Below are 14,844 nucleotides of genomic sequence, written 5' to 3'. Positions count from 1 at the left end.
GGCAGCGGCTTCGGCGGCAACAACGACAACTCCGGGGTCTACCGGATCGACTACATCGCCGGTGACCGGGCTCCGATCGCCGTGGGCAGCGCCAACCCGACCTCCGGGCCGGCTCCGCTGACCGTCAGCTTCTCCAGCGCCGGCTCGCGTGACCCGGACGGTGGCGAGCTGACCTACGCCTGGACGTTCGGTGACGGCAACAGCTCCGACGTGGCCAACCCCACCCACACGTACGCCTCGGCGGGCAACTACAACGCCCAGCTCACCGTGACCAACCCCAAGGGGCGCACCGCGGTGGCGAACGTGCCGGTCACGGTCGGCAACACCGTACCGACTGTCACCATCGAGTTCCCGCCGGACGGCGGCTTCTTCGACTGGGGTGACCAGGTCAAGTACACCATCAAGGTGACCGACCCGGAGGACGGCGAGATCGACTGCGCCGACGTGGAACTCCAGGTGCTCCTCGGTCACGACGAGCACGCCCACCCGCTGGAGCAGCACACCGGCTGCGAGGGTGTGGTGCAGACCCAGCTCGCCGCCGGACACGGCGCCGAGGCGAACGTCTTCACCGTGCTGGAGGCGACCTACACCGACAAGGGTGGCTCCGGTGGGGCCAACCCGCTGACCGGCCGGGCCCTGGAGATCCTCCAGCCCAAGCGCAAGCAGGCCGAGTACTACTCCAACACCGGCCGGCTGGCCGACGGCACCGGCAGCGGCGACCCGGGTGTGGCCAAGGAGGCCACCGGGGACACCGCAGGCGGTGGTGACAACATCGGCTTCATCGAGGACGGCGACTGGTGGTCGGTCGAGCCGGCCAGCCTGACCGGCATCGAGTCGATCCGCTTCCGGGTGGCCTCGGCCAACTCCGGCGGTCGGCTCGAGGTCCGCGCCGGTGCGGCCGACGGTCCGCTTGTCACCTCGGTCGTCGTACCGGGGACCGGAGACTGGCAGTCGTACACCGACGTCACCGCCGAGGTTCCCGCCGACGCCGACTCGAACGGCAAGCTGTTCTTCGTCGCCCGCGACCCGGCCGGCGGCACGGCGAGCCTGTTCAACGTCAACTGGATCGACTTCCTCGGCAAGGGTGTCACCGACAACGCTCCGCCGGTCGTCACCGCCAACGCCACGCCGACCAGCGGCACCGCGCCGCTCACCGTCGCGTTCAGCGGTACGGCCACCGACCCCGAGGGCGACACCCCGCTGACGTACGAGTGGGACTTCGGTGACGGCGGTACGGCCGACACGCTCAACGCCGAGCACACCTACGCCGCGCCCGGCAACTTCACCGCCACCCTGACGGTGACCGACAGCCGGGGTGCCCGGTCGTACGCGACCGTGCCGGTCCGGATCGAATCGCCGAACACCTCCTGCCTCGGGGCGCGTTCGGACGACTTCACCGGCGACACGCTCAACCGCGACCGGTGGACCAGCGTGGTCCGGGAGAACCAGCTGCTTTCCGTCTCCGACGGTGCGCTGCGCCTGCCCACCGGGGTCGGCGACCTCTACGGCGACCGCAACGACGCCACCAACCTGGTGCTCCAGCCGGCACCGTCGGGTGCCTGGCAGGCGACCACGAAGGTCACTGTCCCGGTGACGGCGACCTACCAGCAGGCCGGTCTGATCATCTACGGCGACGACGACAACTACGCCAAGGTCGACCTGCTCTACAACGGCAGCCGGCGGGTGGAGTTCCTCCGGGAGACTGCCGGCACGCCGCGCAACGACAGTGCCGACAACGTCGCCGCACCGGACGGTGACACCGTCTACCTGCGGCTCAGCAGCGACGGCACCAACCTGACCGCGGAGATGTCGGCCGACGGGCAGACCTTCAGCCCGGTCGGGCGGTCCGCCGCGCTGGCCGGCATCGAGAACCCGCGGATCGGCCTGTTCGCCCTCAACGGTGGCACCGACGCCCCCGTCGTGGATGCCGTGTTCGACTGGTTCCAGGTGACGCCGGACTCCCCGGCCGGGCCGGTCGACCCGTCCGACGAGTTCGACGGCATCTCGCTTGACAAGTGCCGGTGGAACGCGATCCTGCGGGAGGACCCGAGCGCCTACCGGGTCAGCGGCGGGAAGCTCTACGTCGACGTGCCCAACGGCGACATCTACGGCACCAACAACACCGATCCGACGAACTTCATCCTGCAGAACGCCCCGACCGGCGACTGGACGATGGAGACCAGGATCGACGGCAGTCTGCTGGACGAGCAGTACCAGCAGGCGGGTCTGATCGTGTACGGCGACGACGACAACTACCTCAAGTTCGACTTCGTCGTGGACAACCAGGCCGGTCAGCCGGTGACGCGGCGGATCGAGTTCCGCAGCGAGATCGACGGGGTGATCCAGGACCCGCAGCCGGGTGCGGAGAACCTGACCTCGTCCGAGTGGTCCCTGCGGGTGTCCCGCACCGGTGACACCTTCACCGCGTCGTACTCGGCGGACGGCACCACCTGGACGGCATTGACCGAACTGGTCAACGCGGCCGTGGGGGCGACCCCGAAGGTGGGCGTGTTCACCCTCAGCGGCAACCAGACCGCCTCGAAGGTGGCGTCGTTCGACTACTTCCGGTTCTCCGCGGAGGAGGTGCCGAGCGACACCGTGGCTCCGGTGACCACCGCCGAGGTGTCCGGTACGCCGGTCGAGGGCTGGCACACCGGTCCGGTGACCGTCACGCTGTCCGCCACCGATTCCGAGGGCGGCAGCGGGGTGGCCCGCACCGAGTACCAGCTCGGCGAGGCCACCGAGTGGACCGCCTACACCGACCCGGTGCAGGTGACCGGAGACGGCGAGCACGAGCTGCGGTTCCGCTCCGTCGACGAGGCCGGCAACGTGGAGGAGACGAAGACGGTCACCGTCCGGATCGACACCACCGCGCCGGTCAGCACCGCGTCGTTCGCTCCGGCGAACGACGAGGGCTGGCACAACGGCACCATCCCGGTGGTGCTCACCTCGACCGACGCCGGTTCCGGGGTGCAGCTGCTGGAGTGGTCGCTCGACGGTGGCGCGTGGACGCCGTACACCGAGCCGGTGGAGATCACCGGCGACGGCACCCACGAGCTGCTGTACCGGGCCACCGACAAGGTCGGCAACGTCGAGACGTTGAAGTCCGCGGTGGTACGCATCGACGGCACCAAGCCGACCCTGCTGGTCTCCGGCATCGCCGACGGTCAGCTCTACGGTGACAGCCAGGACGTGCGCGTGTCCTGGCAGGCGGTCGACCCGACCTCCGGCATCGCCACCGTGGTCGGCACGCTCAACGGCCAGCCGTACGCCAGCGGCACGCTGCAGGCGATGTACGAGCTGCCGTTGGGTCTGCACGAGCTGACCGTGACCGCGACCGACAAGGCGGGTAACGCCACCACCGCGTCGGTCCGGTTCTTCGTCACCACCTCGTTCCGGGACATGCAGAACCTGCTGGACCGGTTCAAGGCGACCGGACGCCTGTCCAACAAGGCGTACGACCAGTTGTCGAAGCAGCTCGAGAAGGTCCGCAAGGAGGAGGCCAAGGGCAAGGACGACAAGGCCATCAAGGAGCTGATCAAGTTCCGTGACCTTGCCGCCGACACCAAGCTGGTCGCCGAGGCGGAGATCCGGGAAGTGCTGATCCGGGACGCCGACGCGATGATCGTCCGGCTCGGCGGCACGGCCAGCACGGCGGGCGTCAAGGCCAATGACGGCAAGTCCGTCAAGGGCGCTGGACGCCTCGGTGACGACCCCACCCGGCTCGCACCCGGCCGTCGCCTGTGATCAGTGGGCCCCCGCCCGGCATCGTCCGGGCGGGGCCCCGCTCAACGACGTGAGGAGGCACCGTGACCCGGATCCGGACGGTGGCCACCGCCATGATCGCCGCTCTGCTCCTGGCGGTCCTCGCCGCGAACCCGGCGGCGGCGCACAACAACAAGCTCAAGCTGACGGTGGCCGGTGACGGTGCCGACGGGGTGACCATCCAGGCCACCTACGCCGACGGTCACTACCTGGACAAGGCGGTCCGGTTGGTGCTCACCGCCACCGGCTCGGAGGGCCGCACGGTCGGCCCGGTGCAGTTGGAACCGGCCGCCGAGGGACAGGGCTTCTACACCACCGGCCCGATCCTCTCTCCCGGCGAGTGGAAGGTGCGGGTGAAGCCGGCCGCGCCCTACTCCGGCACGGCATCGGCGAAGGTGCAGGCACGGGTGGCGCAGCCGCCGCCGGTGGTGCCCGTCGCCGAGAACCGGGACGCCGAACCGGCGCGGGCCGACCGTGGCGGCGACGGCACGGCACCCGGCTGGTGGTGGGCGGTCGGGCTCGGTGTCGCCACGCTCATCGTGGTGGCGTTGACCGCACCGCTGCTCGGCCGGCGTCGCCGCCGACCGTAACCAGCGTCGACGGATACGGCCCGGCACGCATCACGCGTGCCGGGCCGTTCCGCGTCCCGTGTCGTTTCGCTGGCCGCTAGCGGCGGTCGAGCACCTCGCGCAGCGCCTTGAGGTCGGCGTCGGTGGGCTGCCAGGACCCGGCCGCCGCGTTGGCGCGTACCTGCTCGGGCGTGGTCGCTCCGGCGATGACCGAGGCCACCGACGGTTGGGCGGCCAGCCCGCCGATTGCCACGTGCAACATGGGTACGCCACGCTCGGCGGCGTACGCCTCGATGGCCTCGATGGTGTCCCAGTCGGCGGCGGCGAGCCGCTGGGCGTACCGGCCGCCACCGGCCAGCCGGCTACCGGCCGGCGGCGCCTCGCCACGCTTGTACTTGCCGGTGAGCAGCCCGTTGGCCAGCGGGAAGAACGGCAGCATGCCGAGCCCGAAGCGTTCACAGGCGGGCAGCACCTCGATCTCGGCGTCCCGGTTGAGCAGGCTGTAGTTGTTCTGCGCGCTGACGAAGCGAGTCAGCCCGCGAGTCTTGGCCGTCCAGTCGGCGTCGGCGATCTGCCAGCCGGCGAAGTTGGAGTTGCCCAGGTAGCGCACCTTGCCGTCGCGGACCAGGTCGTCCAGGGCGGCGAGGGTCTCATCGATCGGGGTGCCCGGATCCGGCTCGTGGAACTGGTACAGGTCGATGTGGTCGGTGTCCAGTCGGCGCAACGACGCCTCCACCGCCCGCATCACGTACCGCCGTGAGCCGCGTACGCCGAAGTCCCGCCCGTTGGCGCCACTCATCGACATGCCGAACTTGGACGCCAGCACCACGTCGTCGCGGCGGCCCTTGAGGGCGGCACCGAGTTGCGTCTCCGACGCGCCGTGCGGCTCGCCGTAGATGTCGGCGGTGTCGAAGAAGTTGATCCCGACGTCGAGAGCCGCGTCGACCACCGCGCGGGTGCCGTCGAGGTCGAGTTTGCGGCCGAAGTTGTTGCAGCCGATCCCCACAGCGGACACCACGAGCCCGGAGTCGCCCAACCGGCGATAGGTCATCTCACTCACGAGATCACCATATGCCGCAGGCTCGGCGGCCGGGCGGCCTCACCGGACGGTGACCCGGGGCGGCCACCGTCAACCGACGTCCCACACCGGTTCGTCGGTCTCGACCACCTCGCCGTCGCCGCGGAACAGCAGGAACCGGTCGAAGGTGCGGGTGAACCAGCGGTCGTGGGTGACCGCGAGCACCGTGCCGGCGAAGGCGGCCAGGCCGGCCTCCAGCGCCTCGGCGGAGGCCAGGTCGAGGTTGTCGGTGGGCTCGTCGAGCAGCAGCAGGGTCGCCCCGGACAGCTCCAGCAGCAACACCAGGAAACGGGCCTGCTGCCCACCGGAGAGGGTGCCGAAGCGCTGGTCGCCCTGACCGGCGAGTTCGTACCGGCTCAGCGCCGCCATCGCCGCGTGCCGGTCCATGCCGTCCCGGTGCTCGTCACCGCGCCAGAGGATCTCGACAAGGGTCTTCGCCGTCAGCTCGGGACGGTCATGGGTCTGCGAGAAGTGCCCGGGACGCACCCGGGCACCGAGCCGCGCGACACCGCCGTGCGCCACCGGTGCGAGCGCCGCCGCGCCGTCGACCGGCGGGTTGGCCGGATCGGGGTCCGTGCCACCGCGCGCCAGCAGCCGCAGGAAGTGCGACTTGCCGGTGCCGTTGGCACCGAGCACCGCGACCCGGTCGCCGTACCAGACCTCCAGGTCGAACGGGTAGGTCAGGCCGTCGAGCTCCAACTGCTCGCAGACCAACGCGCGTTTGCCGGTCCGTCCGCCGGTCAGGCGCATCCGGATGTCCTGGTCCTTCGGCGGTACGGGCGGCGGCCCGGCCTCCTCGAACTTGCGCAACCGGGTCTGTGCGGCCTGGTAGCGCGAGGCCAACCCGTCGTTGTACGCGGCCTTCTGCTTGTACATCAGCATCAGCTCACGCAGCTTCTGGTGCTCCTCGTCCCAGCGGCGGCGCTGCTCGTCGAGGCGGGCGTGCCGGGCCATCCGAGCCTCGTGCCAGCTCGCGAAGCCACCCGGATGCACCCAGGCGCTGCCGCCCTCCACGGCAACCACCCGGTCGGCGGTGTGCGCCAGCAACTCCCGGTCGTGCGAGACGTAGAGCACCGACTTGCCGGATTCGCGCAGCCGCGCCTCCAGCCACCGTTTGCCGGGCACGTCGAGGAAGTTGTCCGGCTCGTCGAGCAGCAGCACCTCGTCGGTGCCGCGCAGCAGCAACTCCAACGAGAAGCGCTTCTGCTGACCGCCGGAGAGGGTGCGTACCGGTCGCTGCCGGGCGGTGTCCCAGGGCAGGCCCAGGACGATGGTGGCGACGGTGTCGAAGAGGACCTCCGCGTCGTACCCGCCGGTCTCGCCCCAGGCGGCCAGCGCGTCCGCGTACGCCAGTTGGGCCTTGCCGGCGGCGTTGCTGTACTTGCCGCGCAGCTCGGCCGCGCGCATGGCCGCCTCGGTCTCGGCGAGTCGGCGACCGGCCTCGCGCAGCGGTGGCGGGGCGAGCGACAACGCCAGGTCGGCAAGCGTCGACTCGTCCCCGATCATGCCGATGAACTGGCGCATCACGCCCAACCCACCGGTACGCGCGATGGTGCCGGCGCGCACCGGCAGGTCACCGGCGACCATCCGCAGCAACGTCGTCTTGCCGGCGCCGTTCGGCCCGACCAGTGCCACCTTGGCACCCTCACCGACCCGGAACGACACGTCGGCGAAGAGTTCCCGCCCGTCCGGCAGGACGTACCCGACCGCTGCCACGTCCACGTATCCCACGCGGGCATCCTCCCGGAGCCCGACGGAGGAGCCAACCGATTACCGGCGTCGGCGGCTCACCGCGTGACGCGAAGCACCCGGAAGCCCTTCTGGCTGGCGTGCCGTTCCACCTGCCAGCCCTGCTCGACCAGCCAGCGGTGCAGCGAGTCACCGCCGAGGTGGCGACCGACCACCAGCCAGGCCACCCCGTCCGGGGTCAACCGCGGCAGCCAGCGCAACAGCAGCGCGTGCAGCTCGTCCTTGCCCGGTCGGATGGGCGGGTTGGACCAGATCTGGGTGAAGGCCAGGTCGGCGGGTACGTCCTCGGGTGCGGCCACCCGCAGGCGGTCGGCGAGACCCAGGCGGTCCGCGTTGGCGGCGGTGAGTTCCCGGGCCCGCTCGTTGACGTCCACCCCCCACACCGTCGCCGTCGGTGCGACGGTCGCGAGCACGCAGCTGATCGGACCGAAGCCGCAGCCGAGGTCGAGCAGGGCGCCCTCGGTCGTGGCGGGCGGCAGGTCGGCCTTGCGCAGCAGCACGGCGGTACCCGGATCGAGGCGGGTCGCCGAGAACACCCCGGACGCCGAGGCCAGGGTGAACTCGCGGCCGGCGACGGCGAACTGCACCTCGCGCGGGTGGGCGGATGCGCTCGGTGCGGTGGTGAAGTAATGGTCCCCGGTCACGCCGGTCATTCTCGCACCGGCCTCGACCCGCCCGACGGGACGGAGTCCCCCGGCGGCGACACGACCCGCCGCTCGTTTTCCCAGAAAAACCTACTAAAGGGATAAAAGTCCCTACTCTGGACGGCATGGTATATCGGTACGACTCCGATGAGGACGCCTTCGTCCCGTACCGGGACGACGACTCCGAGGGGCAGCCACCGCCCGCAGCCGGTGCGGTGCCGGCCGGCCCGTCGCCGTCGCGCTTCCCCGCGCCGTCGTTGCCCCGGCCCAACCAGCTGGTGCTGCCCTCGTCGGGGACGTCGACAGCAGCCTCCCCGCCGGTGCAGGACGCGGTGCCGCACTACGAGGCCGCTCCGAACTACGAGGCCGCTCCGACGGCCCAGTACGACCTGCCCGCCGCCGTACCCGCACCGCAGGAGGCCGCCACCGCGCCACCGCCACGTCGCGGCGGTGGCCGCACCTGGCAGGTGCTGATCGGTGGCGCCGCCGCGTTGGTGCTGCTCGCCCTCTGTGGTCTGGCCGGTGCCGCGCTGCTCGACGGCCGGCAGCTGATCGGCCAGCAGGCCGCCCCGAACACCACACCGGACAACACCCCGGGCACGGATCCGACCCAGGCGAGCGACCTCGACTCCCGCGACACCGACCAGGCACCGCTGACCGCCCGGGAAGTCTTCCCCAGCAGCACCCTGGCGATCGGCGACAGCCAGAACGGGTACGAGGTGCTGCGCACCCAGTCGAGCGCGAGCTGCCCGGTGGCGGCCACCGGCGAGGTCGCGGATCTGCTCGTGCGGCTCGGCTGCAACCAGGTCGTCCGGGCCACCCTGCGCGCCCCCGACCAGGAACACCTGGTCACCACCGGCCTGTTCAACCTGACCGACAGGTCCAGCGCCGAACGGGCCCGCGACCGGATCCGCCAGGTGCTCGACGAGCGGGAGGGCCGCTTCCGCGGCATGCCGGCCGGTGACGGCACCGACGCCATCGCCACCGCCCCCGCCCGCGTCGGCTGGCAGGTACGCGGCCACTACGTCGCGTACGCGGTGGTCTCCCGCGCGGACGGCGCGACCATCCGCTCCGGTGACACGGCCGTCCGCGAGATCCTCTTCGACATGCTCGAACTGCACCTCAACCGGGACGTGCTGGAACGGCGGGCCAACGGCGGTGTCGCAAACCAGCCCTCGCCCGAGCCCACCGACGGCACCGGACGTCAGGACGGGTCCGACGAGGACTGAGCCTCAGGCGTCGGCCGGCACCCGCAACCGTCGGGTCGCCTCGGCACGGCGCGCGTACTCGGCCGGATCGTCCGGGTAGCCCACCGCCACCAGGGTCAACCCGTGCGCGGGCGCGACGGTCACCTCGCTGGACCGTTCCCGCCGCGTCAGCAGGCCGGCCGGCCACTCCACGGGTCGGCGGCCGTCCCCGGCGACCAGCATCGCGCCGACCAGGCTGCGCACCATCGCCTGGCAGAACGCGTCGGCCTGCACGGTGGCGACCAGGATCCCGTCCGGTTCACGCCGCCAGTCCAGCCGGGTCACCTCCCGCAACGTGGTGGCGTTCTCCTTGCGTCGGCAGTACGCGGCGAAGTCGTGCTCCCCCACCAGCCCGGCGGAGGCGGCGGCGAGCAGATCGGTGTCGAGCGGGCGCGGCCAGGCCAGCACCTCGTGTCGACGCAGCGGCTCGGCACCCCACGGGGCGTCGGTGACCCGGTACTCGTACCGCCGGAAGGTGGCGGAGAAGCGTGCGTCGAAGCTGGCCGGCACCTCGGTCATCGCCCGGACCCGCACATCGCCCGGCAGCAGCCGGGCCAGCCGGCGCAGCAGCCGGCCCTCGTGCTCGCGCCAGACCTCCACGGGCAGATCGAGGTGACAGACCTGCCCGGAGGCGTGCACCCCGGCATCGGTACGACCAGCCACCGTCAACCCGGTCGCGGTCCCGGCACCGAGCACCAGATCCAGCGTCTCCACCAGGACCCCGGCGACCGTACGCCGATCCGGCTGGGCGGCCCAGCCGGAGAAGTCCGTGCCGTCGTACGCGACATCCAGCCGTAGCCGGACCCGCTCGTCCACGTCGTACCTCCCTCAAGACGACTCGGGCCCGGCACCCCGTGGGGATGCCGGGCCCGACGACGGCCTGGATCAGGCCTTGCCTTCTTCGGTGGCCAGGTCGCTGTCCTCGCGGGCGGCGGCGGTGTCACCGGACGCCGACACCGGAGCCTCGGAGTCCTGGTCGGCCGAACGCGCGGCCGGGGCCTCCTCGGCCGGGGCGAGCGCCTCGACCTTGTCCTGCTGGGCGGCCTTGCGGGCGGCGGTCTTGCGGTTCGCCGTCGGCTCGGTGACCTGCAGCTCCTCGACCAGCTCGATGATCGCCATCGGAGCGGCGTCACCCTTGCGCGGACCGGTCTTCACGATCCGGGTGTAGCCACCGTTGCGGTTGGCGTACCGCGGCGCGATCTGGTCGAACAGGGAGTAGACCACGTCCTTGTCCTTGACGACGCCCAGTACCCGCCGACGCGAGGCGAGGTCGCCGCGCTTGGCCTTGGTGATGAGCTGCTCGGCCAGCGGACGCAGCCGCCGGGCCTTCGTCTCGGTGGTCTGGATCTTGCCGTGCTGGAACAGCGCGGTGGCCAGGTTGGCCAGCATCAGCCGCTCGTGCGCGGGGCTGCCGCCGAGGCGGGGGCCCTTGGTGGGCGTGGGCATGCTTGGTGCTCCTCAGGTGTGGCGGCAGCGCGGACTAGAGCTGCTCGGTCTCGCGGTAGTCGTCGGTGTCGTAGTCGGCCTCGCCGAAGGCGTCCACGACGTGCGCCGGGTCGAAGTTCGGAGCCGAGTCCTTCAGCCCCAGACCCATCCCGGCGAGCTTCATCTTGACCTCGTCGATCGACTTCTGGCCGAAGTTGCGGATGTCGAGAAGGTCGGCCTCGGTACGCCCGATGAGCTCACCAACGGAGTTGATGCCCTCGCGCTTGAGGCAGTTGTAGGAGCGGACGGTGAGGTCCAGCTCCTCGATCGGCAGGGCCAGGTCCGCCGCCAGCTGCGCGTCCTGCGGCGACGGGCCGATGTCGATGCCCTCCGCCGTCTCGTCCAGCTCCCGGGCCAGCCCGAACAGCTCCACCAGCGTCGAACCGGCCGAGGCCAGCGCGGTACGCGGGCCCATCGACGGCTTGGTCTCGACGTCGATGATCAGCCGGTCGAAGTCGGTCCGCTGCTCGACACGGGTCGCCTCGACGCGGTACGTCACCTTGAGCACCGGCGAGTAGATCGAGTCGACCGGGATCCGGCCGATCTCCGCGCCCGCCTGCTTGTTCTGCGCCGCCGTGACGTAGCCACGACCCCGCTCGACGGTCAGCTCCATGTCGAGCCGGCCCTTGCCGTTGAGGGTGGCGAGCTTCAGGTCCGGGTTGTGCACCGAGACACCGGCCGGGGGCTGGATGTCGCCGGCGGTCACGTCGCCCGGGCCCTGCTTGCGCAGGTACATGCTGACCGGCTCGTCGTGCTCGGAGCTGACGCAGAGCTCCTTGATGTTCATGACGAGCTCGACCACGTCCTCCTTGACGCCGGGGATCGTGGTGAACTCGTGCAGCACACCGTCGATCTTGATCGAGGTGACCGCCGCACCCGGGATGGACGACAGCAGCGTACGCCGCAGCGAGTTGCCCAGGGTGTAGCCGAAGCCCGGCTCCAGCGGCTCGATGGTGAACCGGGACCGGGTCTCGTTGATCGACTCCTCGGAGAGGGTCGGTCGCTGGCTGATGAGCATGTCTTCTCTTCTCTTCCGGGGCGCCCGCCATATGACGCCCACGACACAAACTGTTCCGGTGGCCCGCCCGTCGCCGGGCGGACCACCGCAACGAGCCCTTACTTGGAGTAGAGCTCGACGATCAGCTGCTCCTGGACCTGGGTGTCAATCACCTGGCGGGCCGGGAGCGAGTGCACGAGAACCTTCATCTGGCTCGGGATGGCCTCCAGCCACGCCGGCACGGTCTTCGAACCGGCCTCGGCCTGAGCCACGATGAACGGGGTGAGCTCCTTGCTCTTCGCCCGAACCTCGATGATGTCGTGTGCACTGACGCGGTACGACGGGATGTCGACCTTCTTGCCGTTCACCGTGAAGTGACCGTGCTTGACCAGCTGACGGGCCATGTCCCGGGACTTGGCGTAGCCAGCCCGGTAGACCACGTTGTCCAGCCGCGACTCGAGGATCTGCAGGAGGACCTCACCGGTCTTGGCCTGCTTGGCCACGGCCTCCTCGTAGTAACCGCGGAACTGCTTCTCCAGCACGCCGTAGACCCGGCGAGCCTTCTGCTTCTCACGGAGCTGGAGCAGGTACTCCGTCTCCTTGGTGCGGCCGCGGCCGTGCTGCCCGGGCGGGAACGGCCGGGACTCGAACGGGCACTTCGGACCATCGCACTTGCTGCCCTTGAGGAACAGCTTCATCTTCTCCCGCCGGCAACGGCGGCAGTCAGCACCGGTGTAACGAGCCATCTCTCTCTAACCTCTCAGACCCGACGACGCTTCGGCGGACGGCATCCGTTGTGCGGCTGCGGGGTGACGTCGGAGATCTGCCCGACCTCCAGGCCCACCGCCTGCAGCGAACGGATGGCGGTCTCCCGGCCGGAGCCGGGGCCCTTGACGAACACGTCGACCTTGCGCATGCCGTGCTCCATGGCCCGACGCGCAGCGGCCTCGGCGGCCAGCTGGGCGGCGAACGGGGTCGACTTGCGCGAACCCTTGAAGCCGACCTGGCCCGCGGAGGCCCAGGAGATGACGGCACCGGTCGGGTCCGTGATGGACACGATGGTGTTGTTGAAGGTGCTCTTGATATGCGCCTGCCCGTGGGCGACGTTCTTGCGTTCCTTGCGCCGGACCTTCTTTACAGCGGCCCCGGCACGAGCCTTCGGTGGCATAAGTCTGTGCGCTCCTAGTTGACTTCCCGGCACGGGTTGCGGCCTGGCCTACCTGGGCAGACCCGGACCCGCACTCCGGTGAAAGAGAATTACTTCTTGCCGGGCTTCTTCTTGCCGGCGACCGTCCGCTTCGGGCCCTTGCGGGTGCGGGCGTTGGTACGGGTCCGCTGGCCACGGACGGGCAGACCCCGGCGGTGCCGGATGCCCTCGTAGCAGCCGATCTCGACCTTGCGGCGGATGTCAGCGGCGACCTCGCGGCGCAGGTCGCCTTCAACCTTGTAGTTGGCCTCGATGTGGTCACGGAGCTGGACCAGCTCCTCGTCCGTGAGGTCCCGGGCGCGCTTGTCCGGCGAGATGCCGGTGGCAGCGAGCGTCTCCAGAGCGCGGGTGCGACCCACGCCGAAGATGTAGGTGAGCGCGATCTCCAGCCGCTTCTCGCGGGGGAGGTCGACGCCGACTAGACGTGCCATCTGTGGGCGTACTCCTTGTGTTGTCTCGCGGAGGTGTGGACCCGTCCCACCCCGCTACCGACCGACCTGTCCCTCCGGCGCGTGATGCGCCGGCGACGCGGTTCGGTCGCTGCCCAAGCGGGCCCCGGCCTCCGACCGGGGGTCAACCACGAGAAAGTACGCGCTGCGCACCGCTCGCGGCTGGGACGAGCATGTGTGATGTGCTGGCTGGATCTGCGGCCCGGATCACGCCCTCGGCCGACCGGTGGTCACCGGTCGGCCGTGACGATCAGCCCTGGCGCTGCTTGTGGCGCGGGTCGGTGCAGATGACCATGACCCGGCCGTGCCGGCGGATAACCCGGCACTTGTTGCAGATCCTCTTGACGCTCGGCTTGACCTTCACGGTTGCCTTACTTCCCATCTGGCCCGGCACCACGAGGCGCGACACCGGACGTCGAAGACGGACACGGGACGTTTCCGGCCGTCGTCAGGACTACTTGTAGCGGTAGACGATGCGCCCGCGGGTCAGGTCGTACGGCGAGAGTTCCACGACGACCCGATCCTCCGGCAGGATACGGATGTAGTGCTGCCGCATCTTGCCGCTGATGTGAGCCAGCACCTTGTGGCCGTTGGCGAGCTCCACCCTGAACATGGCGTTCGGCAGGGGCTCGATGACCCGACCTTCGATCTCGATGGCTCCGTCTTTTTTCGGCATGTCCTCCGCTGTCCTGACGTCGGTTACTCCGGACCGGCTCACAACGCCTTACACGGGTGCTGATCATGATCAGTTGACCCGCGCCAGCCGCGGCTCCGCGTCCCACCGAAGCGCTTGGTGGGCATGGCGGAGTGGACGCTGTGCGCCGATCAGAAAGTGTACGCCCGCATGCACGCCGTCGCCAAACCGACCGGCCAATACGCCCGGACCGGCACGACAAACGTGCCTTTCAGGCATTCCCCTCCGGCTGCTGCGGCACCGGGCCCGGCTCGGTCGCCTGGTGACCCAGGTCATGCTGCGGCCCTTGCGCGTCGGCCAGGGCCTCGGTTCCGCCCGCCGATCGCCGGCCATGGTGCGGCAGGTGACGGGCGGCCTTGCGGTCCCGCTTGACGGCCCTCTTCTCGGCCCGCCGCTGCCGGCGGCGCTCCCGCTCTGCCGCCCACCGCCGGGGCTCGCCGCCGACCAGCCCGGTGACGGTCTGGACCAGCAGGATCGCACCCCACGGCGCGGCCACCCAGGCGGGCCAGAAGTAAAGCAGGTCGCGGGAGGCGAAGGAGGTCACCGCCCAGATCGCCACCACGATCCCGACAGTCTTCAGCCACGGCTCCCAGACCTCGACCAGCCAGCGCACGGTCACCGTCCGGTCGGCGGCGCCGTCCGACGCCGGTACCGCTCCGTCCGACGCCGATACCGCACCGTCGGCCGCCCGCTGCGCAGGCACCGCACCCGGCGTCGGTGCCACCGCACCCGCCGCCGGCAGATCACGCACCAGGTCGTCCAGGTCGGCGTAGGTACGAGCGGCGTACGCCCGCTGGAGTCGCTCGTCGTACTCGTGCAGGTTCAGCCGGCCCTCGTCGAGCGCGACCCGCAGCCGATCGGCGATGACCTGACGGTCGGCGTCCGCTGCCCGCATCCCGTCACGCCCATCCATGCGGGCAAGCATGCCACCGGCCCGCCAGTCCGCCCACCCGGCACTCG

The 14,844-nt window shown here is 70.5% G+C and carries 14 protein-coding genes and 1 pseudogene; 3 read left to right on the top strand and 12 right to left on the bottom strand.

Translation table 11 applies throughout. From position 1 onward, the window contains the following. A partial coding sequence (locus C1A38_RS17865; RefSeq protein ID WP_146017572.1) for an OmpL47-type beta-barrel domain-containing protein occupies nt 1-3,747 on the top strand: 3,747 nt, incomplete at its 5' end. Nucleotides 3,748-3,809: 62 nt separating this feature from the next. Beyond that, on the top strand, nt 3,810-4,355 hold the full coding sequence (locus tag C1A38_RS17860) for a hypothetical protein (RefSeq protein WP_102658921.1): 546 nt from the start codon (nt 3,810-3,812) through the stop codon (nt 4,353-4,355). A gap of 76 nt (nt 4,356-4,431) precedes the next feature. On the opposite strand, the gene C1A38_RS17855 is transcribed toward C1A38_RS17860, so the two are convergent. From C1A38_RS17855 to C1A38_RS17845, 3 genes are all read right to left on the bottom strand, one after another. Next, on the bottom strand, nt 4,432-5,385 hold the full coding sequence (locus C1A38_RS17855) for an aldo/keto reductase (protein ID WP_102658920.1): 954 nt from the start codon (nt 5,383-5,385) through the stop codon (nt 4,432-4,434). Between the two features lie 78 nt (nt 5,386-5,463). Beyond that, nucleotides 5,464-7,143, bottom strand: coding sequence for an ABC-F family ATP-binding cassette domain-containing protein (locus C1A38_RS17850; RefSeq protein WP_102658919.1), 1,680 nt, complete (start codon nt 7,141-7,143; stop codon nt 5,464-5,466). 56 nt (nt 7,144-7,199) lie between these two features. After that, nucleotides 7,200-7,805, bottom strand: a complete 606-nt coding sequence (locus tag C1A38_RS17845) for a class I SAM-dependent methyltransferase (RefSeq protein WP_102658924.1) — start codon at nt 7,803-7,805, stop codon at nt 7,200-7,202. Between the two features lie 125 nt (nt 7,806-7,930). Between C1A38_RS17845 and C1A38_RS17840 the strand changes: the two genes are divergently transcribed. Then, a complete protein-coding gene (locus tag C1A38_RS17840; protein ID WP_102658918.1) occupies nt 7,931-9,034 on the top strand; it encodes a hypothetical protein in 1,104 nt (367 codons plus the stop codon). A gap of 3 nt (nt 9,035-9,037) precedes the next feature. Here the strand turns inward: C1A38_RS17840 and truA are convergent, their stop codons facing one another. The 9 genes and pseudogenes from truA to C1A38_RS17795 form a co-directional block, all read right to left on the bottom strand. Next, nucleotides 9,038-9,868, bottom strand: coding sequence for a tRNA pseudouridine(38-40) synthase TruA (gene truA, locus C1A38_RS17835; protein ID WP_102658917.1), 831 nt, complete (start codon nt 9,866-9,868; stop codon nt 9,038-9,040). Between the two features lie 69 nt (nt 9,869-9,937). After that, complete coding sequence (gene rplQ, locus C1A38_RS17830) at nt 9,938-10,498, bottom strand: 50S ribosomal protein L17 (RefSeq protein ID WP_102658916.1); 561 nt, start codon at nt 10,496-10,498, stop codon at nt 9,938-9,940. A 34-nt stretch (nt 10,499-10,532) separates the two neighbouring features. Then, nucleotides 10,533-11,555, bottom strand: a complete 1,023-nt coding sequence (locus C1A38_RS17825) for a DNA-directed RNA polymerase subunit alpha (RefSeq protein WP_013735931.1) — start codon at nt 11,553-11,555, stop codon at nt 10,533-10,535. Between the two features lie 98 nt (nt 11,556-11,653). Continuing rightward, complete coding sequence (gene rpsD, locus C1A38_RS17820) at nt 11,654-12,280, bottom strand: 30S ribosomal protein S4 (protein ID WP_013735932.1); 627 nt, start codon at nt 12,278-12,280, stop codon at nt 11,654-11,656. 14 nt (nt 12,281-12,294) lie between these two features. Next, nucleotides 12,295-12,702, bottom strand: coding sequence for a 30S ribosomal protein S11 (rpsK, locus tag C1A38_RS17815; RefSeq protein ID WP_007073011.1), 408 nt, complete (start codon nt 12,700-12,702; stop codon nt 12,295-12,297). An 89-nt stretch (nt 12,703-12,791) separates the two neighbouring features. Continuing rightward, entirely contained in the window at nt 12,792-13,172 is a 381-nt protein-coding gene (rpsM, locus tag C1A38_RS17810) for a 30S ribosomal protein S13 (protein ID WP_013735933.1), read from the bottom strand. Between the two features lie 268 nt (nt 13,173-13,440). Then, nucleotides 13,441-13,554 (bottom strand): 50S ribosomal protein L36, encoded by a 114-nt coding sequence (rpmJ, locus tag C1A38_RS17805; protein ID WP_012184307.1) that lies wholly within the window; start codon nt 13,552-13,554, stop codon nt 13,441-13,443. A 90-nt stretch (nt 13,555-13,644) separates the two neighbouring features. After that, on the bottom strand, nt 13,645-13,866 hold the full coding sequence (infA, locus tag C1A38_RS17800) for a translation initiation factor IF-1 (RefSeq protein WP_007073013.1): 222 nt from the start codon (nt 13,864-13,866) through the stop codon (nt 13,645-13,647). Between the two features lie 355 nt (nt 13,867-14,221). Then, nucleotides 14,222-14,797 (bottom strand): annotated as a pseudogene (locus C1A38_RS17795) (DUF1707 SHOCT-like domain-containing protein); the annotation flags it as partial. Nucleotides 14,798-14,844: the final 47 nt, after the last annotated feature.

This window comes from Verrucosispora sp. ts21 (genome assembly GCF_002879555.1).
In the GTDB taxonomy this organism is placed as follows: domain Bacteria; phylum Actinomycetota; class Actinomycetes; order Mycobacteriales; family Micromonosporaceae; genus Micromonospora; species Micromonospora gifhornensis.
Note: the sequence above shows the minus strand (reverse complement) of the source record. Positions and strands in the feature narration are given on the sequence as shown.

Coding starts and splice junctions, on each gene's coding strand:
- infA (WP_007073013.1), bottom strand. CDS start 13,866: ATGCCGAAAAAAGACGGAGCCATCGAGATCGAAGGTCGGGTCATCGAG.
- C1A38_RS17825 (WP_013735931.1), bottom strand. CDS start 11,555: ATGCTCATCAGCCAGCGACCGACCCTCTCCGAGGAGTCGATCAACGAG.
- rpsK (WP_007073011.1), bottom strand. CDS start 12,702: ATGCCACCGAAGGCTCGTGCCGGGGCCGCTGTAAAGAAGGTCCGGCGC.
- rpsM (WP_013735933.1), bottom strand. CDS start 13,172: ATGGCACGTCTAGTCGGCGTCGACCTCCCCCGCGAGAAGCGGCTGGAG.
- rplQ (WP_102658916.1), bottom strand. CDS start 10,498: ATGCCCACGCCCACCAAGGGCCCCCGCCTCGGCGGCAGCCCCGCGCAC.
- C1A38_RS17855 (WP_102658920.1), bottom strand. CDS start 5,385: ATGACCTATCGCCGGTTGGGCGACTCCGGGCTCGTGGTGTCCGCTGTG.
- C1A38_RS17840 (WP_102658918.1), top strand. CDS start 7,931: ATGGTATATCGGTACGACTCCGATGAGGACGCCTTCGTCCCGTACCGG.
- rpsD (WP_013735932.1), bottom strand. CDS start 12,280: ATGGCTCGTTACACCGGTGCTGACTGCCGCCGTTGCCGGCGGGAGAAG.